The following is a 20,589-nucleotide window of genomic DNA, read 5'->3' on the forward strand; positions in this document are numbered from 1 at the left end:
TTGCCGCGAGGCTTTGCGGTATGTTATTCGCATCTTTGAATTTATCTCTGGGAGGAGACATCATGCTGCTGCGCCCGACACGTCGCACCTTTTTGAAAACCGCGGCCGCGATGCCGGCATTCGCCCTGCCCGGTGCGCAGGCGTTTGCCAGTCTGGGCGCGCCTGAAGGCACCAACGCGGGGCATTTCCGCTTTACGCTGGGCGAGGCGAAGATCACGGTTGTCTCTGACGGCTATCTGGGGCTTTCGGTTGAAGGGCTGGGCGTCAATGCGCCCGACGACGAGGTGCAGGCGTTTCTGGCGAAGCACTACCTTTCGACCGAAACGAATTATTCGCACACAAACCACATCCATATCGAGATCGGCGACGCGCGCGTTCTGGTCGATGTCGGATCGGGCAACCGGTTCCTCGATACGGCGGGGCGGGTCTGGCAGAACATGGAAGCGGCGGGGCTCGATCCTTCGACGATCACGCATGTCGTCATCACCCACGCACATCCCGACCATATCTGGGGCATCCGCGACGATTTCGACGAGGCGATCCTGCCGGATGCAGAATACTTCATCGGCGAGACCGAAAAGACTTACTGGACGCAGGACGGGCTTGCCAGCCAGGTGCCTGCCGAGATGCAGCAATTCGTCGTCGGCGCGCAGAACTCGCTGAACGTAGACGGGGCCGAATGGCAGCTCGTGCAGGACGGCACCGAGATCGCGCCGGGCGTGCGGGTGATCGACACGCCGGGGCACACGCCGGGGCATATGTCGGTCGTGGTGGAAAGCGGGGGGCAGCAGCTTATCGCGCTGGGCGATGCGATGACCCATGCCTATACGAATTTCGCGCACCCCGGCTGGTATAACGAGTTCGACATGGACGGCGACCAGACCGTCGCCACACGCAAGCGGCTGCTAGACATGGCGGCGGCGGACGGGATGGCGGTTTTGGGCTATCACTTCCCCTTCCCCGGTGTCGGCCATGTCATGCGCGAAGGCGAGGATTACAGCTTCGTTCCGGCGCTCTGGAAATTCTAGGCTTCAGTCACGCGGCGCGGCGGCACGGCTCAGGCGATCGTTGATCGCCACGCCCAGCCCATGATGCGGGATCGGGGATACCGCGATACGGCCGCCCTCGCTGTCGAGCCGGTGCAGGTGATCGAAGAGCCGCGCAGCGGCTTCGACGAGATCCTCGCGCTCCGACAGGTTCAGATCGCACTCGACCGGACCGAAGCCGAGCCGCGCCTCCCCGTCCTGCCAATCGACGGCATTGAGCCGGACAGCGGCGTCCGGCGCATAGTGCGAAATCATCTGTCCGGGCGCGGAAATCGCCTCGACATTCTTGCGAATGGCGATCGGGCCACCAAGGACGGCGACAATCTCGTCTTCCGAAACCCCACCGGGGCGCAGCAGGACCGGCCTGTCGGTCAAGCCAACGATGGTCGATTCCACCCCGACGCTGCATGGCCCCGCGTCGATCACCGCGTCGATGCGGTCTGCCATTGCCTCAGTGACATGCGCGGCCCGCGTCGGGCTGATCTGGCCAGAAAGGTTGGCCGAAGGCGCAGCGACCGCCCCGCCGAACGCGCCCAGCACCGCCTTGGCTGTGGGATGCGCCGGAACGCGCACGGCAAGCGTATCGAGCCCCGCGGTTACCAGCCGGGAAATCGGGCTGTTTTCGCGTTTGCGCAGAACGAGCGTCAACGGGCCGGGCCAGAAGGCATGTGCCAGTGCCTCGGCGTCATCGGTCCAGTGGACATGGCGCTTCACGCCCTCGACATCTGAAAAATGCGCGATCAGCGGGTTGAAACTCGGCCGGCCTTTCGCCTCGAAAATGCGCGCAATCGCGCGGTCGTCGCAGGCATCGGCGCCAAGCCCGTAGACCGTTTCCGTCGGAAAGGCGACGAGCCGGCCTTTGCACAAAAGATCCGTCGCGCACGCGCGACCCTCATCTGTATCGCTCAGAAGTTCCATAGATGAGCCGCCCATCCCGTGACGCCGCGTTTCGGTTGAAGGGGCACACCGCTTTCGACAGGCTTGCCCGCAAACTGGCGATTGCTTATCGCCCGGACCACCGATTGCCAAGCCGCTCCCGGCGGTTCGCCTGTTTCAAGGAACCATTACACATGCCATTTCGCGCACCCGTTTCCGAGTTTCGTTTCATCCTCGATCACATTGCAGGTTTCGACCAGGTCGCCGCGACGGACCGTTTCGCCGAAGCGACACCCGAAACCGTGGAAGCGGTGCTGATTGAGGCCGGACGCATGTGCGAGGAGGTTCTGGCGCCGCTGCAACGCGCCGGAGATCTCGATCCCGCGCGGCTGGAGAACGGGGTCGTGCGCACGCCGAAGGGCTTTGCCGAGGGCTACCGCGCGATCGCCGAGGGCGGCTGGATCGCGATCGCCGCCGATCCGGCCCATGGCGGGATGGGCCTGCCGATGGCCGTGACGACGGCGATCAACGACATGATGAGCGCCGCATGCCTGTCGCTGCAACTCGCCCCGCTGATGAGCCAGGGCCAGATCGAAGCGCTGGAGCATCACGCCTCGGACGATATCAAGGCGCTCTACCTGCCCAAGCTGATCTCGGGCGAATGGGCCGGCACGATGAACCTGACCGAACCGCAGGCCGGCAGCGATGTCGGCTCGCTCAGCACGAAGGCAGTGCCGAACGGCGATGGCACCTATGCGATCACCGGGCAGAAGATCTACATCACCTGGGGCGACAACGATTTTACCGACAACGTCTGTCATCTCGTATTGGCCCGCCTGCCGGATGCCGCGCCCGGCACGAAAGGGATCAGCCTTTTCCTCGTGCCGAAAATCCTGCCCGATGACAGCGGTGCGTTGGGAAAAGCCAACAGCCTCAAGGTGGTGAGCCTGGAGCACAAGATGGGCCTCCATGGCAGCCCGACAGCAGTGATGCAATATGACGGCGCGACCGGCTGGCTCATCGGCGGCGAACATGACGGGATGCGCGCGATGTTCACCATGATGAACAACGCGCGGCTTGGCGTCGGCGTGCAGGGGATCGGCGTGGCCGAACGCGCTTATCAGCACGCACTGGCCTATGCCGAAGGGCGCCGGCAGGGCAAAACGGAGAGCGGCAACATCACCGATCACCCCGACGTGCGCCGGATGCTCGCGACCATGAAAGCCGATATCTTCGCCGCCCGCGCCATTGCCCTTGCCAATGCCGTCGCCATCGACATGCAGACCGCCACCGGCGATCCCGAATGGGCGGCGCGCGCCGCACTGTTGACGCCGATCACAAAGGCCTTCGGCACCGATACCGGCATCGCCGTGGCGCAGATGGGTGTGCAGGTGCATGGCGGCATGGGCTTCATCGAGGAAACGGGCGCGGCGCAGTTTTCGCGCGATGTGCGCGTGACGGCGATCTACGAAGGCACCAACGGCATCCAGGCGATGGATCTGGTGGGCCGCAAGCTGATGGATGGCGGCGAAGCGGCCTATCGCCTGCTCGACGAGATGGAAGCAGAGGCCGAGGCCGCGCGGAGCACCCTTCCGGCGCTCGTCGATCCGGTCTGGCAGGCTTGCGAGACGTTGCGCGAAACGGTCGAATGGATGGTCGAGCAGGCGCCGAAGGACCGGCTGGCCGGATCGATGCCCTTCCTGCACGGTTTCGCCCGCGTGCTGGGCGCGCATTTTCACCTCAAGGCGGCACTGGCCGATCCCGAAGGGCCACATGCCCGGCTGGCCGAATTCTACATCCAGCGGCTTCTGCCGGAACATGCCGGGCTTCTGGCCCATGCGCGGCAAGGCGCGGATGCGCTTTTTGCGCTCAGCGCGGAAGATCTCGCATCGTGAAGGATCGCGCGACATCCGGCATCCGCTACCCTTGGCCCGAGCCGCCCGCCGAAGGCGAAGCGACCGAAGTGGCGCCAGGCGTGCTCTGGATGCGCCTGCCCTTGCCGATGAAACTCGATCACGTCAACGTCTATGCGCTGGACGACGGCGATGGCTGGACAATCGTGGATACCGGCTTCGCCTCCCGCCGCAGCCGCGCGATCTGGGACCGGCTGCTGACTGGCCCGCTTGGCGGCCAGCCGGTGCGACGGGTGATCGTCACGCATCACCACCCCGACCATATCGGCCTCGCCGGCTGGTTCCAGAGCGATCACGGCGCAGAACTCGTCACCACCCGAACAGCTTGGCTGATGGCGCGCATGCTGCTGCTCGACGAACAGGACCGGCCACGGCCGGAAACGCTGATCTTTTGGAAGCGCTGCGGGATGGATGCGGCGATCCTCGAAAAACGCGCGGGCGAGCGGCCGTTCAACTTCGCCGATTGCGTCGCGCCGATGCCGCTTGGCTATACCCGCATCAAACAGGGCGATTGCCTGCGCGCCGGCGGGCGGGACTGGGACGTGCATATCGGCAACGGCCACGCGCCCGAGCATGCGACGCTCTGGTCGCGCGATGACGATCTGGTGCTGGCAGGCGATCAGATCCTGCCCTCGATCAGTCCGAATATCGGCGTCTACGCAACCGAACCCGAAGCCGATCCCGTGGCCGACTGGCTCGAAGCCTGCGAACGGCTGTCGGCCCTGGCGCAAGAGGATCATCTGGTGCTGGGCGGTCACAAGCTGCCCTTTACCGGCCTGCCGCTGCGGCTGAGCCAGCTTGTCGAGAACCACCACGGCGCGCTGAAGCGGCTGGAGTCGCACCTGTCCACGCCCAAACCCGCCGGCGCCTGCTTCGCGCCGCTTTTCAAGCGGAGCATCGGCGATGGGGAATACGGGCTCGCGCTCGTCGAGGCGATGGCCCATTGCCTGCACCTCTGGCACACGGGTCGCGCCACGCGCAGCCTGTCGGAAGACGGCGTCTGGCTCTTTCGGGCGCGCGGCTGATGCTTCTTCGTTTCATAAATATCTCGGGGTGAGGCGCGCAGCGCCGAGGGGCAGCGCCCCTTGATCGCCGGTTTCAGGCGCGCCCGCCTTCGGAGGACAGCATCAGCGGCGAAATCCCGAGCGAGGCCAGCGCCTGCTGCCACTTTTCGGAATCGGCGGTGCCGAACACCAGATCGGTGCTGGCGCTGCAGATCAGCCAGCCATTCGCCGCAATCTCGGCCTCCAGCTGCCCCGGCCCCCAACCGGCATAGCCCAGAAGGATAAGCTTCTTTTCCGGTCCGGTGCCGGCCGCGATATTCTCCAGAACGTCGAGCGTTCCGGTCATGGAGATCGCGTCATCCACTTCCAGCGTGGTAAGCTCGGACATGAAATCCGAGCTGTGCAGGACGAACCCGCGCCCCAACTCGACCGGGCCGCCGAAATGCACGCGCGTGCCGGACTGGTCGGCGCGGCTTTCGATGGATAGCTGGTCAAGAAGGTTGTCGAAGGTCACATCGGCCGACGGCTTGTTGACGATGAGACCCATCGCGCCCTCGTCGTCGGAATGGGCGCAGATATAGATGACGCTATGCTCGAACCTCGGGTCGGGCATTCCCGGCATTGCGATCAGCAATTGTCCGGTCAGTTCGGTCACGGTGTCGGTCTTGCTCACATGCTCAAGGTGGCGCTCCGGGGGCGCGGTTGCAAGGGCGCAGATCACGGATGTTCGCGTGCCATCGCCGGTTTGTGACTTTCAATTCGTGCACGCAGCGGCCATTTGAAACCTCATGAAGTGTTTTCTATCTCTCATCCTCACCGCGCTTGTCTTTGTCGCCGCACACTCCGCCCTTGCGGAAACGCCGGGGCTTGCCAAAGCCGAATTGCGGCCGGGCTGGCGCATGGCCGATGGCAGCCACATGGCCGCGCTGCATCTCGTGCTGGAGCCGGGTTGGAAAACCTATTGGCGTGCGCCCGGAGATGTCGGGATCCCGCCGCAATTCGACTGGTCCGGCTCGCGCAATGTGGCGCAGGTCTCGGCCAGTTGGCCGACGCCGGATGTATTCTTCGAACAGGAAATGCGGTCTGTCGGATATCGCCGGGACGTGGTGATCCCGTTGCATCTCGCGGCGTATGAACCGGGGGCCGACATGACCATCGCCGGCGAGATGCAGTTCGGCCTGTGCAAGGATATCTGCATTCCGGCGCATCTGGCCTTCGAAGCGACGCTTCGCGGGAATCGCACGGTGCCCGATCCGACCATCGCCGCCGCCTTGGCCGATATGCCCTACAGTGCCGCCGAGGCCGGGGTGCGGGAAGTGACCTGCAGGATCGCACCGGCGAGGGAAGGCGGCGTGGTGCTCCAGACACGAATCGACATGCCCGAGACCGGCGGGACCGAGCATGTCGTGATCGAGACAGGCAATCCGCATGTCTGGGTCGCCGAACCCGACAGCCGGCGCGAGGGCGATGTCCTCCACGCCAGCACGCGGATGGTCCATGTCGAGGGGGGCAGCTTCGCGCTCGACAGGTCGAAGCTACGCTTTACCGTGATCGGAGACCGGCGCACCGTTGATATTCAGGGCTGTTCGCGGTGATCAGAACCGCCCTGCTGGAACCGCAAGGCGGCTCGGCTCGGCGTAGCATTTCCGCAGGCATTCGAGAAAGACGCGCGTCACGCGGCTCGGCTCCGGCGCGCGGCGCGTCGCGGCGCCATAGTCGCTCTGATAGTGGATGTCCTCGGCAAGGATGCGGCGCATTTGTCCCGCGCGTTCGAACGGTGCCGCCATGTGATCGGGCATAAAGCCGATATAGCGCCCCGAAATGATGAGCGCGGCGAGCATTACCTCGTTCTGCACAAGGGCCTTGGGATCGAGACCCAGCTTTTGACCATAGATGAGGTTCGGGGAATTGAATGAAATGCCGGCGTAGCTGGTGTCGTGTATTTCCTCCGGTTCGATAGAGCCGGGCTCGCGGTCGAAAAACGGATGCGCGCGGCCACAATAGAGATACATGCGCTCGCTATGCACAGGCAGGTAATCGAGCATCGGCGAAGGCCTGTGCATGGCGATGATCCCGATATCGAGCGTGCCCTGAATCAGTTGAAGCTCGATCTGGTTCGGCGTCAGCAGCGACATCTCCAGAGACACATCGGGCGCACGCTCGGAAAAGAGCCGAAGCGCGCTGCTCAGGCGGGCTTCCTCGTTGGTGATGCAGTGATCGAATGCACCGAGGCGCAACGTGCCGGCCAAGGTGCAGCGCACCTCGTTGATACGCGTCGAGAAGGTGCTGACCGAATCGAAAAGATCGTCACAGGCGGAGAGCACCTGCAAGCCTTCTTCGGTCAGGTGGAATCCCGCCGGCCCGCGGCTGCACAGGCGCAATCCGAGCCGGATTTCGAGGTCGGACAGGTATTTCGAGATTGTCGAACGACCGATATTCAGCGCCGGCTCCGCAGCGGAAACTCCGCCACATTCGGCCACCGTCTTGAAAACGCTCAAGAGTTTTATGTCCGCGTCGGTCAGTTTGGGCGTGGGGATCGGCGGGGACATGCGGATCTTGTTTCCAATCCATGAAACATCGGTTTCAAAATGTATCATTTTCGAACGCTTCGGTGCAAGCTAAGGAGCTTCACACACCGCAGTCGGAGGGGGCTGCCGGTGTTCATTAAAAATCTCAGGGAGGAAGTCATGAGCTTCATCAGGAAATTTGCCCAAATGGGCACAGCGGTCTCGGTTGCCGCGCTTCTGGCCGTTGCACCGGCGGCGGCAAAAGAATTCAAGATCGCGGTCGGCGACGGGGCCGGCGGCACGCAGGAAGCGCTGGGCAAGGCGTTCATCGAGGCGCTGGAGAAGGAAACCGACGGCGAACATACCGGAAAGCTCTTCCTCAACGGTCAGCTCGGCTCCGAGCAGGACACTGTGAACGACGCCGCGATTGGCCTTCTCGATTTCTCGATCCTTGCGATCAACAACATCACACCCTTTTCGCCCACCGTCGGCACGCTGACGCTGCCCTACATGATCCTCAGCCTTGAGGATGCGGTGAAGCTGACCCAAGGGCCGGTGGGTCAGGAACTGGTCGAGAACACGGTGCGCGACGCGGGCGTTCGGATCATCGGCTGGGCCTATTCCGGCTTCCGCGTTCTGACCAATTCGAAGAAGCCGGTCGAGACGGTCGCGGACCTGCAAGACCTGGTGATCCGCGTTCCCAAGAACGAAATCATGATCGCAACCTATCAGTCCTGGGGCGTGAACCCGACCCCGATGGCATGGTCCGAAACCTTTGCAGGCCTGCAGACCGGCGTGGTCGACGGTCAGGACAACCCCTATATCACCGTCTACGCGATGAAGTTCGACGAAGTGCAGAAATATATCACCAACCTGCGCTACCTCTTCTCGATCGAGCCGCTGGTGATTTCCGAGGCGGTGTTCCAGGATCTCTCCGAGGAAGAACAACAGGCCGTGCTGGCCGCAGGTCAGGCCGCGACGGAGTTTTCCGAGCAGTATCTTCGCGATCAGGAAGCCAAGATCAAGGAAGAGCTCGTCTCGCGCGGGATGGAGATCACCGATCCGGCGAATGATGAGCAGGAGTTCATTGATCTGGCCACCAAGGCGGTCTGGCCGCAGTTCTACGATTCGATCGGCGGTATCGACAAGCTGAACGAAGCCCTTGCGGAAATCGGTCGCGACCCGGTCACTGAATAAGACCTCTCCCTGTGTGACCGCGACCGAGCGGAGAAGCGCACCTCATGCGCTTCTCCGACCAACCAAGGAGTGCCTCGATGTTTGCCAAGATCTTCAACAACATAGAAAGCATCATCTGCCGCACCCTGCTAAGCGGTTTCGTGCTGCTGCTTTTCGTTCAGATCATCTCGCGGGAAGTGTTCGACTACTCGTTCTCGTGGATCGAGGAATTGTCGGTCTATATGTTCGTCTGGTTCGTCTTTTTCGGCGCCAGCTACGCCGCATTGAAAAGCGCGCATAACCGCGTGACGTTCCAGTTCCGGTTCCTGCCGCATCGCTACATCAAATACATCGAAGCCTTCGCCGACCTGTTCTGGATCGGGTTCAACGTGATCTTCATCTGGATGTCCTACGATTTCGTCTTCAACAAGATGAACAAGTTCTGGAAAAGCCAGACGCTCGGGATCGAGATGAAGTGGGTCTATATCGTCCTGCCCATCGCCTTCACGCTGATGACGATCCGTATCCTTCAGGTCAATTACATCAAGCTGGTGCGCGGCGAAGAGATCGCCGATCCCGACCAGATCGACCTTGACACGATCAAGGCGGAAACCCTGCGCGACGCGGATCCCGCGCGCAAGGAGGATTGATCCAATGGAAGCCGAAATCACGTCCATCCTTTTCGGATCGTTCCTGGTCCTGCTGCTGATCGGCGCGCCGATCACCGTGGCGCTTGGCGTCTCGTCGCTGATCTCGTTCCTTTACCTGGGCGACAACCCGATCAAGTTCGTGCAGATCGCCTTCACCTCGGTCGGCTCCTTCCCATTGATGGCGCTGCCGGCCTTCATCCTGGCGGGTGCGCTGATGGAAGCGGCAGGGATTTCCAAGCGGCTCATCAGCGTCGCCGAAAGCTTCGCCGGCCCGTTCACCGGCGGTATCTCGGCAGCGACGGTCATGGCCTGCCTGTTCTTCGGCGCGATCTCCGGCTCGGGTCCGGCAACCACCGCTGCCGTGGGGATGCTGATGATCCCGGCGATGATCAACCGTGGATATGACCGCGGCTATGCCTCTGCTGTCACGGCCTCCTCGGGCGGTCTGGGCATCGTCATTCCGCCGTCGATCCCGATGGTCATCTTCGGCATCGCCGCGCTCGGTATGGCGCCGCCCGCCGAAGCAATTGCTGAACATGGCACGTTCCAGTCCGTGTCGATCTCCAAGCTCTTCATCGCGGGCTTTGTCCCGGCCTTCCTCATCGCATCCTCGCTGCTCTTCATGAACTATCTTCTGTCCAAGAAGCGCGGCTATTCGGGCAGCGCTGACGGTTGGTCGGTCTCGCTCATCGGCACGCAGCTTTACAAAGGCTTCTGGTCGCTGATGGCGCCGCTCGTGATCCTTGGCGGGATCTACACCGGCTTCTTCACCCCGACCGAGGCCGCCATCGTCGCCATCGCCTACACGATCTTCGTGGGCGTCGTGATCTACCGGGAACTGACGTGGAAATCGCTTTTCCAGTCGCTCGAAGCGACGACATGGCTCACCGGGCGCGTTCTGCTCATCCTCTTCACGGCTACGGTGTTCGGCCGCCTGCTGGTCGAGAACCAGATCCCCGCGCTGATCGCGGACTCTATGCTCAGCATGACGACGAATATCTACATCATCTGGGCGCTCATCATCTTCTTCCTTCTCTTTGTCGGCATGTTCATGGAAACGCTGGCGACGATCCTGATCCTCGTGCCGGTGATGCTGCCCGTGGCCTATAGCGTCGGGATCGATCCGATCCATTTCGGTGTGGTCATGGTCTGCGCGCTCGGCATCGGGTTCCAGACCCCGCCGCTGGGGGAGAACCTTTTCATCGCATCGGGCATCTCGAATATCACCATCGAGGAAATCTCGCTCCGCGCGCTGCCGTTCGCGCTGGTGAACACCATCGCCATTTTCATCATCGCCTATGTGCCGGAACTGTCGCTCTGGCTGCCACGGCTGCTGGGTTATTGAGGAGGCCGGGACCATGAAACCGTCAATCACGAATATCCTGTTCGCCACCAACCTGACGCATAATTCGACCTTTGCACTGGCTCACACCGCCAGCATTGCGCAGGCGATGGGCGCGGATATCCATGTGCTGCATGTGAACGAGCCGGTGTCGGAGGACGCCAAGATCACTTTCGAGCTGTTCGTGCTGAACGAGGAAGCGCGCAAGACCGCCGCGCAGCGCCGCCACGAGATGGTGCGCAAGATCCTCGAGGAACGCCAGGCCCGCTTCTGGGCCGCGCTCGATGACGAGGATCGCGCGATCCGCGATCAGGTCACATCGGTCGAGGTGACGGACGGCTATCCGGCCGAAGTGATCCTGCGCCGCGCCAAGGAGCTTGGCTGCGATCTCATCGTGATGGGAGCGCATGACCACGGCCTTTCGCATACCTTTCTCGGCACGACGGCAAAGCGCGTTCTGCGCCGTTCCGAGATACCGACGATGATCGTGCCCTACCGGGACGATCCCGAAACACCCAGGAAATGAAGGAGACACCGATGACGACCACACTCGACAAGACCCTGACCGCGCAAGACCTCGCCGACACGTTCGACGCGTTCAACCGCCACGACATCGATGGCGTGATGACCCATTTCGCGGATGATTGCGTTTTCTACACCGTTGGCGGCGATGAGAAATACGGCACCAAGATCGAAGGCGCCAAGGCCATCGCCGATGCGTTCTCGGCCGTCTGGGGCGGCATGAAGGATGCCCATTGGGATCATCATTCGCATTTCGTGCATGGCGACCGCGCGGTTTCGGAATGGACCTTTTCGGGCACCGACGCGAACGGCATGCGCGTCGAAGCCGAAGGCGCCGATCTGTTCACGCTGCGCGATGGCAAGATCGTCGTGAAGCAGGCCCTGCGCAAGCAGCGCCCCCCGTTCAAGGCCTAACCCCCGCTCACCCACCGTTTCATTGGAGGACATGACGATGCCCGATGGCTCTATCCCTCTGACCTGGCCCAAGTCCAGCTACGATCCGAAATACGACCCGATCCTCGATGCAGGGCCGGGACACAACCGCGATTTCGCGCCGACCTACTGGATCGGCACGGCGGGCCCCGCGCCCGACGATGACGGCCCCGTCACCGCCGATATCGAGGCGGATGTGGTCGTCATCGGCTCGGGATATACCGGCCTGTCCACCGCGATCCACCTCGCCAAGGATCACGGCATGAAGCCGGTGGTTCTGGAGGCGAACACCGTGGCCTGGGGATGCTCCACCCGCAATGGCGGGCAGGCGCAGATTTCCTCGGGCCGGCTGAAGCGATCCCAGTGGATCAAGCGCTGGGGCGTGGATGTCGCACGCGGGATGCACCGCGAGGTGTCCGAGGCGTTCGAACTGTTCGAGGACCTGATCGCCGATGACGATGTGCAATGCGATCCGCAACCGGGCGGTCACTACTATATCGCGCATCGCGACAAGGTCATGGACGGGCTGAAGAACGAATGCCGGGTTCTCAACGACACGTTCGGCTATGGCGCGAAAATCCTGTCGCGCGAGGAACTGCATGAAAACCACGTTCGCGATCAGGAAGCCGCCGGCGCACTTTGGGAGCCGGACGGCACCTGCGTTCATGCGGCCAAGCTGGCCTACGGCTACCTGCGCATGGCCCGCCGTCTGGGTGCCAAGGTGCATACCGCAAGCCCGGTCATGGGCTGGCAACAGCGCGGCGAGTGGCATTACCTGCGCACGCCCGGCGGCATCGTCAAGACCAGGTCGGTTGCCATCGCGACCGCCGGTTATACGCCCGTCGGTCTGCACAAGCGCACGAAGCATCGGCTCATGCCGATCCTGTCGAACTCGATGGTCACGCGGCCGCTCACCAAGGCCGAGCTCGACGAGTGCGGCATCCAGGTCAAGTCGCCGCTGACCGACACGCGCACGCTGCGGCACTATTACCGCCTGCTGCCGGACAACCGGGTGCAGATCGGATCGCGCAGTGCCGTCACCGGGCGCGATGCGGAGAACGACAAGCATCTGCAATTGCTTCGCAAGGGTCTGGCGCGCAAGTTTCCCGCGCTCGACGGGATCAGCCTCGACTATTCGTGGTGGGGCTGGGTCGATGTGAGCCACGACATGATGCCGCGCATTTTCCAGCCCGATCCGCAATCGCGCATCTTTTACGCGATGGGCTATGGCGGCAATGGTGTGATGTATTCCGCGCAGGCCGGGCGCCGCATGGCGCAGCTTGTCGCCGGACAAAAGACGGAGGCGTTCGATCTGCCGATCTTCACTTCGCCGCTTCCCGGTCACGGCCCCTTGACACCGTTCCGCAGGATGGGCCAGCGCATAGCCTATGTCTGGTATCACCTCAAAGACGAAGTCATCTGAAATCCCTCGAGTTTCAAGGAGAAAACCTATGAAAATGACCACCGAAGAAGCCTTTGTGAAGGTTCTGCAGCGCCATGGCATCCAGCATGCGTTCGGGATCATCGGTTCGGCCATGATGCCGATCTCCGATCTCTTTCCGCGCGCCGGCATCACCTTCTGGGATTGCGCCCATGAAGGCTCCGCCGGGATGATGGCCGATGGCTACACACGCGCCACCGGCGAGATGTCGATGATGATCGCGCAGAACGGCCCCGGCATCACCAACTTCGTGACCGCCGTGAAAACCGCCTACTGGAACCACACGCCGCTCCTGCTGGTCACGCCGCAGGCCGCCAACAAGACAATCGGTCAGGGCGGCTTTCAGGAAGTCGAGCAGATGAAGCTGTTCGAGGACATGGTCGCCTATCAGGAGGAGGTGCGCGATCCGTCCCGCGTGGCGGAGGTTCTGACCCGCGTCATCAGCCAGGCCAAGCGTCTGTGCGGCCCGGCGCAGATCAACATCCCGCGCGATTTCTGGACACAGGTGGTGGATATCGAGATCCCCGATCCGATCGAATTCGAATCCTCCCCGGGCGGCTCCAACTCGGTTGCCGAGGCGGCGAAGCTGCTGTCGAACGCGAAGAACCCGGTCATCCTCAACGGCGCCGGCGTCGTTCTCAGCGAAGGCGGCATCGAAGCGTCCAAGCAACTGGCGGAGCGTCTCGATGCGCCGGTCTGCGTCGGCTACCAGCACAACGATGCGTTCCCCGGCAATCATCCGCTCTTTGCCGGACCGCTGGGCTATAACGGCTCGAAGGCCGGCATGGAGCTGATCAGCAAGGCGGATGTCGTTCTGTGCCTCGGCACGCGCCTCAATCCGTTCTCGACACTGCCGGGCTACGGGATCGATTACTGGCCGACGGATGCCAAGATCATCCAGGTCGATATCAACCCCGACCGCATCGGCCTGACCAAGAAAGTCACCGTCGGCATCGTCGGCGATGCGGCCAAGGTGGCGAACGGTATTCTGTCGCAACTGTCGGACAATGCCGGTGACGAGGGCCGCGAGGAGCGCCGCAACCGCATCGCGGAGACGAAATCCAAATGGGCGCAGCAGCTCAGCTCGATGGATCACGAGGAAGACGATCCCGGCACGAACTGGAACGAACGTGCCCGCGCGGCCAAGCCCGACTGGATGAGCCCGCGCATGGCGTGGCGCGCGATCCAGGCGGCGCTGCCGAAGGATGCGATCATCTCTTCGGATATCGGCAACAACTGCGCCATCGGCAACGCTTACCCGTCCTTCGAGGAAGGCCGGAAGTATCTCGCTCCGGGTCTTTTCGGGCCTTGCGGCTACGGCCTGCCGGCCATCGTCGGCGCCAAGATCGGGCGCCCGGATGTTCCGGTCGTCGGGTTCGCCGGTGACGGGGCTTTCGGCATCGCGGTCAACGAGCTGACGGCAATCGGCCGGGGCGAGTGGCCGCCGATCACGCAGATCGTCTTCCGCAACTACCAGTGGGGCGCGGAGAAGCGGAACTCGACACTCTGGTTCGACGACAATTTCGTCGGTACCGAACTCGATGAGCAGGTCAGCTATGCCGGCATCGCCAAGGCCTGCGGCCTGAAGGGCGTTGTTGCGCGCACCATGGAAGAGCTGACCGATGCGCTGAACCAGGCGATCAAGGATCAGATGGAGAACGGCAAGACGACGCTGATCGAGGCGATGATCAACCAGGAGCTGGGCGATCCGTTCCGCCGCGACGCGATGAAGAAGCCGGTCCAGGTGGCAGGCGTTTCGTCCTCCGACATGGCGCACGCCGCGGAATAACCGCACATGATCCCGGTCCCGGCCCCGCGCAGGGCCGGGACCTTTTTCTTTTTCCCGATACGAGGTGTGTCATGCAACTGGCCTGGACGCCGAAGACGGTCACCACGACATTGCGTGAGACCTTTCAAACCAACATTCAGGGCTTTCTCGTCGCCACTGTCATCGCTGTCGCGGCGCAGTTCCTGTCTGAGCATTACGGCGCGCCGGCAATGCTGCTCGCGCTGCTTCTGGGCATCGCCTTTCACTTTCTCGCCGAGGAAGGCGCATGCAAACCGGGCATCGAGTTCACCGCTCGCACCGTGCTACGGATCGGCGTTGCGCTTCTTGGCGTGCGCATCAGCGCGGAGCTGATGATCGGGCTGGGCGGCGATCTGATCGGGCTGGTGATAGCCGGCGTCGTGGCGACCATCGGCTTCGGGCTTCTGGGCGCACGCATCCTCGGACGCGGCTGGCGCTTTGGCTTGCTGACCGGCGGATCGGTGGCGATCTGCGGCGCTTCGGCTGCGATGGCGATCTCCGCCGTTCTTCCGCGCAATGAACATTCCGAGCGGAACCTGATCTTCACTGTCCTGTCCGTCACCGTGCTTTCGACCGTGGCGATGGTCGCCTACCCGATTCTCGCGCAGGTGTTCGAGTTCAATGACGAGGTCGCGGGCGTCTTCCTTGGCGGCACGATTCACGACGTCGCACAGGTCGTCGGCGCGGGCTTCTCTGTGTCTGAGGAAACCGGCGAGGTCGCGACGCTGGTCAAGCTGATCCGTGTGGCGATGCTGGCGCCGGTCGTGCTCGTCATCTCGCTCGTCATGCGCCGCTATGTCGAGGATACCGCGACGGACGGCAAGCGCCCGCCGCTTCTGCCCTTTTTCGTGATCGGCTTTTTGTTCTTCGCCGCGCTCAATTCCTTCGGCCTGATCCCGGCGGTCGTGTCGGACGCGATGTCGAGCCTGTCGCGCTGGGCGCTGCTCATCTCGATCGCGGCGGTGGGTATGAAAACGTCGCTCAAGCGCATCCTCGATGTCGGCGGGCAGGCGATCCTGCTGATCGTCGCCGAGACGATCTTTATCGCGGCGCTCGTGCTGATCGGCGTTGCATTGCTCGGGCATTGAGGAACAGGCAGATGAACCCGATTGAACAGATCCTGGCCAATGCGGCCAATACGAACCGAACCATCGTTCTGAGCGAAGGCGCCGATCCGCGTGTCGTGGCCGCCGCGTCGGACGCGCGGGATCGTGGCATTGCGCAGCTGATCCTGGTGGGTCCGATGACGCTGATGCAGGAGCAATTCGCCCGTGCTGGACTGAGCGTCGAGCCGGGGATTGACCTGCACGATCCAGAGACCTCGCCGCTGCAGGACGATCTTGCGCAGGTGTTCTACGAAAGACGAAAGCACAAGGGCGTGACGCCGGAGGCCGCGCGGCAAGCTGTGCGCAATCCGCATGTCTATGCCGCCGCGCTCGTCGCGTCGGGGCGGGCCGATGGCACGATCGGCGGCGCGGTGACCTCGACCGCGGAAATCGTGCGCACGGCCATTCAGGTGATCGGCCCGCACAAGGACGCGCCGCTCGTGTCCAGCTTTTTCCTCATGCTGCTGGAAGCCGAGCACCATACCAAACCCGGAGCCTATGTCTTTGCCGATTGCGGGCTGGTGATCGATCCCGACGCGCGCGAATTGGCGCTGATCGCCGGCGCGTCCGCACGGTCCTTTGCCGAACTGACCGCCGCTACTCCGCGCGTGGCGATGCTGTCCTTCTCGACCCATGGCAGCGCGCAGCACCCGGCGGTGACAAAGGTGGCTGAAGCGACCGCTCTTGCCAAGGAAGCTTGGCCGGACCTGCTGATCGACGGGGATCTGCAATTCGATGCCGCTTTCGTACCGTCCGTCGCGGCGGCGAAGGCGCCGGACTCGCCACTCGGCGGCAATGCCAATGTGTTCGTTTTCCCGAACCTCGACAGCGGCAACATCGGCTACAAGATCGCGCAGCGGATCGGTGGAGCCACAGCAATCGGCCCGATCCTGCAGGGGCTTGCCAAACCCGCCAATGACCTGTCGCGGGGCTGCTCCGCACAAGACATCGTTCACATGATCGCCGTGACCTGCGCACAAGCGGCCGCCGCGGCGCGTCTGACAGAGGAGACACCGGCATGACGAACCACGTCATCGACCTTCATTCCTTCGACGCCGAGACCAAAACCCGCCGGCTTGCCGACGAGCCGGATCGCGTGATTGAGGGCGATCCCCGGCAGGAGATCGAGATCGCCCATTCCGACGATGCCGTCGGCCTGCGCGTCGGGCGCTGGGTGTCCACCCCCGGCAAATGGCATGCGTTCACCGACAAGGATGAATATTGCTACATCCTGCGCGGCAAATGTGCTCTCATCCATGAGGACGGCACGCGGCAGGAATTCGGCGCAGGCGCGAGCTTCCTGATCCCGAACGGCTTTCGCGGGTTCTGGGAGGTGATCGAGACAACCGAAAAGCACTTCGTCATTCTTGAGCGCGATTAGGTTGCGGGGCGTCGGGCGGCCACGGCGAACAGGATCACCGCGACCAGATAAACGGCGAGGCAGATCACCGCAGCGCCAGCGGTGAAGAGGGCAAAACCTGCGCCAAGGCCGCCCGCTCCGATAGGCGTGCCCGCAAGCGGCTCCGGCAGCGCGCCGGTGACGGCCACGGATCCAAGCGTGGCAGCGAACCAGATCGCGATCAAAGCCGATGCCACGATTGAGACCGCCCGCATGCGGCGGCGCCGAAATCTCAGTCCGCGTCGGGCCGTGCGGATGAGTCGGCCGAAATCGCTTTGAATGGCGATCAGGGATGGCACGATCAGAAGCACGAGAAACATCCCGAAGCCCAGCCCGTAGACGAGCGTAATCACCGTCGGCTTGAGAAACTGCGCTTGGTTGGATTGCTCGAAAAGCAGCGGCATAAGCCCCAGAACCGTTGTCGCCGTGGTCAAAAACACCGGCCGCAGGCGATCCGCCGCGCCGTCGATGATCGAAGGGACGAGCCCGCGCGTCCGTGCCTTTTCATCGATGGTCGTGACCAGAACGATGGAATCGTTGATGATGATCCCCGTCATGCCGAGCAACCCCACAACGGTGAACATGCTCAGCGGCACGTCCCAATAGGCGTGACCGTAGATCGTGCCGACCAGCCCGAAGGGAATCACCGACATGACGACCAGCGGCCGCGTCCAACTGGCGAAAATCCACGCCAGAACCACATAGATCGCCAGAAGCGCCATGATGAGCCCGGTGCGCGCATCGGCAAGGAAGGCGTCTTCCTGCTCGCTTAGACCGGACAGGCGGTATTCGACCTGATGCGTGCTCGCAACCTGAGGCAGGATTTCGTCCGATAGTGCCTCCGTGATCTCATTAGCACGCGCCGCGTCGTCTTCGGAAATGTCACCGGTCACTGAGATGAGCCGTATGCCGTTCTCGCGCCGGACGGTCGAAAACCCTGTGCGCCGCTCCACGCTGACGATATCGGCGAGCGGCACGTAGGCACCCGCGGGCGTGCGCATCTGCGTGCGTTCGAGGAAATCCGCGGTCAGCTCGCCCGAGGGCAGTTCGACGCGGATCTCCGCGCTGCGCGGGCCATCCGGGTAGGTGGCGGCTTCGATCCCGCCAAGCCGCGCGCGCAACACGCGGCCCAGCGCGTCGATGGTAAAGCCGAGCGCTTGGCCCTGCGGGGTCAGTTCGAGGATCAGCTCTTCCTTGTCATAGGCGAGATTGTCCTCCAATCCCGACACTTCGGGATAGCGCGCCAATGCAGATTTCAGATCCTCGGCCGCGGCCTTGAGCGTTTCGGCATCGGCCCCGAACAACTGCACGCCCAGCGCATCGCGCGACGGGCCGCTGGCCCAGCTTCGGAAGCTGATCGTTTCGACAAGCGGATGGCGCGGGATGCTGTCCTGCAATTCACCGATGAAGGCGGCGCTCGAATAGGGGCGGGCATCCGCGTCGATCAACTCGATGGAAATGCCGCCAAGCTGGTCGGCATCCTTCGTGTCCGCCCCGGCGATCCCCCGCCCGGCATTTCCGCCCACCTCGGCGATCACGTATTCGAGCGGATTGACGCCATGCCGCTCTTCCAGTTCCGCGCCCATATCCTCGACCGCCTGCTGAAAGATGCGCATCATTTCGAGCGTATCGGCGCGGGTTGCCCCCGGAGCCATGGCGAAATTGCCGGTGACAGAGCTTTGCTCGGGCGAATTGAAGAACCGCCACTGAACGTCGCCGCGAATGAAACTTGCGACCTGTAGCGCCAACAGAACGACCGCGCCCGCCAATACCGCGTATCGGGCGGCAATGATCCCCGCCATCAGCGGACGGAACAGCGCTTCGCGGATCCAGCGGAACCCCCGGTTCACGACGCGGGAGGGCACATCATACCAGTGCCGCCGCGCCCCATGCGACAGCGCGTGCGCCATATGGTTCGGCAGGATCAGGAAACACTCGACCAGAGAGGCAAGCAGCACGGCGATCACGGTAAAGGGAATATCCGCAATCAGATCGCCGAAGCGCCCGCCGACCGCCACCAGCGCGAAAAAGGCGATCACGGTGGTCAGCGTCGCGGCGAAGACCGGCATGGCCATGCGCTGCGCCGCGCGCTCCGCCGCAAGTGTTGGCGGCAAACCGTCACGGGCGAGGTGATCTGCATGTTCGCCCACGACGATTGCGTCGTCCACAACGATCCCCAAGGTGATGATGAGCGCGAAAAGAGAGATCATGTTGAAGGTGATCCCCGCCGCCCACATGAACGCCACCGCCGCCAGCATGGCCGCCGGGATACCGGCGGCGACCCAGAAGGCGGTGCGCACGTTCAGAAACAGAAAGAGCAGCAGGACGACGAGGACAAGCCCGGTCAGCCCATTGTCGAGAAGAATGTCGAGCCGCCCGGAAATCGCCTCGGCGCGCGTGCGGATAAGATCGATGGACACGCCATTGGGAAGCGACGCCTCGAACCGTGCCGCGACCTCCTCAACCGTTTCCTGAATGGCGATGGCATCGCCGCGGTCGCTGCGATCGACCCTGACGGAAATGGCGGGATTGTCACCGACGAAGTAACTCCGCTCGCGGTCGATCCCCTCCACCAGAACCGTCGCGATATCGCCGACGGTCAGGTTCGATCCGTCCGGCTGCGAGCGCAAGACGATGCCCGCGATCTGATCGGCGCTGCGTTTTTCGACGCCAGTGCGCACGCGGGTATTGGCGTTTCCAACATCGCCCGCCGGATCGGCATCGACCTCCTGCGCAATGGCGGCGGCGATGTCCTGCATCGTGATGTCATGCGCGATAAGTTGCCACGAAGGCACTTCGACGACCGTGCGCGGCGCTGAGAGGCCGCGAATGGTGGTTCGGGTCACGCCTTCGTTGAAGAGCCGCACACTCAGTTCATCGGCGAAACGCGCCAGTTGATCGACACCCACCGGGCCGGTGATGACCAGATCGGTCACCCTGTCGCGCCACGCGCCCCGGCGAACGACCGGATCGTCGGCCTCCTCGGGTAGCGTGGTCAGGGCATCGACGGCGGTTTGCACATCATCCGCCGCGCGCGACATGTCCCATCCCGGCTCGAATTCCAGCCGGATGCTGGCCCTGCCTTCGCGCGATGTCGCTTCGGAACTTTCCACGCCCTCGACCGCCAGAACCGCCGGTTCCAGCACCTGAACGATGCCGCGATCCACGTCTTCCGCGCCTGCACCGTCCCAGCTCACCGAAACGCTGACGCTGTCGACGATCACGTCGGGAAAAAACTGCGCGCGCATGTTGGGAAAGGTCAGCAGGCCGGCGGCGAGCATCAGGATCAACAGCAGGTTGGCAACCGTTCTGTGACGAACGAAATAGCTGAGCACGCCGCTCGCCCGGCCCGGAAGAGAGCGCGCCAC

At 63.1% G+C, this 20,589-nt stretch carries 18 protein-coding genes; 14 read left to right on the forward strand and 4 right to left on the reverse strand.

Annotation, left to right across the window (positions count from 1 at the left end; genetic code table 11):
• The first annotated feature begins 59 nt into the window (after positions 1-59).
• Complete coding sequence (locus M3465_RS04135) at positions 60-1,028, forward strand: MBL fold metallo-hydrolase (protein ID WP_249500862.1); 969 nt, start codon at positions 60-62, stop codon at positions 1,026-1,028.
• A 3-nt stretch (positions 1,029-1,031) separates the two neighbouring features.
• Here M3465_RS04135 and M3465_RS04140 read toward each other — a convergent pair whose 3' ends face one another.
• Positions 1,032-1,979 (reverse strand): L-threonylcarbamoyladenylate synthase, encoded by a 948-nt coding sequence (locus M3465_RS04140; RefSeq protein WP_502846097.1) that lies wholly within the window; start codon positions 1,977-1,979, stop codon positions 1,032-1,034.
• A 137-nt stretch (positions 1,980-2,116) separates the two neighbouring features.
• Between M3465_RS04140 and M3465_RS04145 the strand changes: the two genes are divergently transcribed.
• The gene (locus M3465_RS04145) at positions 2,117-3,817 is read left to right on the forward strand and encodes an acyl-CoA dehydrogenase (RefSeq protein WP_249500432.1); all 1,701 of its coding nucleotides are present in this window, start codon (positions 2,117-2,119) and stop codon (positions 3,815-3,817) included.
• A complete protein-coding gene (locus M3465_RS04150; protein WP_249500433.1) occupies positions 3,814-4,860 on the forward strand; it encodes an MBL fold metallo-hydrolase in 1,047 nt (348 codons plus the stop codon). The genes M3465_RS04145 and M3465_RS04150 overlap by 4 nt, the downstream gene beginning before the upstream one ends.
• Positions 4,861-4,933: 73 nt before the next feature.
• Here M3465_RS04150 and M3465_RS04155 read toward each other — a convergent pair whose 3' ends face one another.
• Positions 4,934-5,512, reverse strand: coding sequence for a YqgE/AlgH family protein (locus M3465_RS04155; protein ID WP_349305021.1), 579 nt, complete (start codon positions 5,510-5,512; stop codon positions 4,934-4,936).
• Positions 5,513-5,627: 115 nt separating this feature from the next.
• On the opposite strand from M3465_RS04155, the gene M3465_RS04160 reads away from it, so the two are divergent.
• On the forward strand, positions 5,628-6,434 hold the full coding sequence (locus tag M3465_RS04160; protein WP_249500434.1) for a protein-disulfide reductase DsbD domain-containing protein: 807 nt from the start codon (positions 5,628-5,630) through the stop codon (positions 6,432-6,434).
• On the opposite strand, the gene M3465_RS04165 is transcribed toward M3465_RS04160, so the two are convergent.
• The gene (locus M3465_RS04165) at positions 6,435-7,388 is read right to left on the reverse strand and encodes a LysR family transcriptional regulator (protein WP_249500435.1); all 954 of its coding nucleotides are present in this window, start codon (positions 7,386-7,388) and stop codon (positions 6,435-6,437) included.
• Between the two features lie 138 nt (positions 7,389-7,526).
• On the opposite strand from M3465_RS04165, the gene M3465_RS04170 reads away from it, so the two are divergent.
• The 10 genes from M3465_RS04170 (at position 7,527) to M3465_RS04215 (ending at position 17,203) form a co-directional block, all read left to right on the forward strand.
• Positions 7,527-8,543, forward strand: a complete 1,017-nt coding sequence (locus M3465_RS04170) for a TRAP transporter substrate-binding protein (RefSeq protein ID WP_249500436.1) — start codon at positions 7,527-7,529, stop codon at positions 8,541-8,543.
• Between the two features lie 77 nt (positions 8,544-8,620).
• On the forward strand, positions 8,621-9,172 hold the full coding sequence (locus tag M3465_RS04175) for a TRAP transporter small permease (protein WP_249500437.1): 552 nt from the start codon (positions 8,621-8,623) through the stop codon (positions 9,170-9,172).
• A gap of 4 nt (positions 9,173-9,176) precedes the next feature.
• Positions 9,177-10,517: a TRAP transporter large permease gene (locus tag M3465_RS04180; RefSeq protein WP_249500438.1), complete on the forward strand. Its 1,341-nt coding sequence runs from the start codon at positions 9,177-9,179 to the stop codon at positions 10,515-10,517.
• A 13-nt stretch (positions 10,518-10,530) separates the two neighbouring features.
• Positions 10,531-11,040 (forward strand): universal stress protein, encoded by a 510-nt coding sequence (locus tag M3465_RS04185; RefSeq protein ID WP_249500439.1) that lies wholly within the window; start codon positions 10,531-10,533, stop codon positions 11,038-11,040.
• 11 nt (positions 11,041-11,051) lie between these two features.
• On the forward strand, positions 11,052-11,450 hold the full coding sequence (locus tag M3465_RS04190) for a nuclear transport factor 2 family protein (protein WP_249500440.1): 399 nt from the start codon (positions 11,052-11,054) through the stop codon (positions 11,448-11,450).
• 37 nt (positions 11,451-11,487) lie between these two features.
• Positions 11,488-12,891, forward strand: coding sequence for an NAD(P)/FAD-dependent oxidoreductase (locus M3465_RS04195; protein ID WP_249500441.1), 1,404 nt, complete (start codon positions 11,488-11,490; stop codon positions 12,889-12,891).
• A 28-nt stretch (positions 12,892-12,919) separates the two neighbouring features.
• On the forward strand, positions 12,920-14,698 hold the full coding sequence (gene xsc / locus M3465_RS04200; RefSeq protein ID WP_249500442.1) for a sulfoacetaldehyde acetyltransferase: 1,779 nt from the start codon (positions 12,920-12,922) through the stop codon (positions 14,696-14,698).
• A gap of 71 nt (positions 14,699-14,769) precedes the next feature.
• On the forward strand, positions 14,770-15,804 hold the full coding sequence (locus M3465_RS04205; RefSeq protein WP_249500443.1) for a YeiH family protein: 1,035 nt from the start codon (positions 14,770-14,772) through the stop codon (positions 15,802-15,804).
• An 11-nt stretch (positions 15,805-15,815) separates the two neighbouring features.
• Positions 15,816-16,844 (forward strand): phosphate acetyltransferase, encoded by a 1,029-nt coding sequence (gene pta, locus M3465_RS04210; protein WP_249500444.1) that lies wholly within the window; start codon positions 15,816-15,818, stop codon positions 16,842-16,844.
• On the forward strand, positions 16,841-17,203 hold the full coding sequence (locus tag M3465_RS04215; protein WP_249500445.1) for a cupin domain-containing protein: 363 nt from the start codon (positions 16,841-16,843) through the stop codon (positions 17,201-17,203). The genes pta and M3465_RS04215 overlap by 4 nt, the downstream gene beginning before the upstream one ends.
• On the opposite strand, the gene M3465_RS04220 is transcribed toward M3465_RS04215, so the two are convergent.
• Positions 17,200-20,589 (reverse strand): efflux RND transporter permease subunit, encoded by a 3,390-nt coding sequence (locus M3465_RS04220; protein WP_249500446.1) that lies wholly within the window; start codon positions 20,587-20,589, stop codon positions 17,200-17,202. The two genes, M3465_RS04215 and M3465_RS04220, sit on opposite strands and share 4 nt — an antisense overlap.

It is taken from the genome of Marivita sp. GX14005 (genome assembly GCF_023370775.1).
Lineage (GTDB): Bacteria > Pseudomonadota > Alphaproteobacteria > Rhodobacterales > Rhodobacteraceae > Marivita.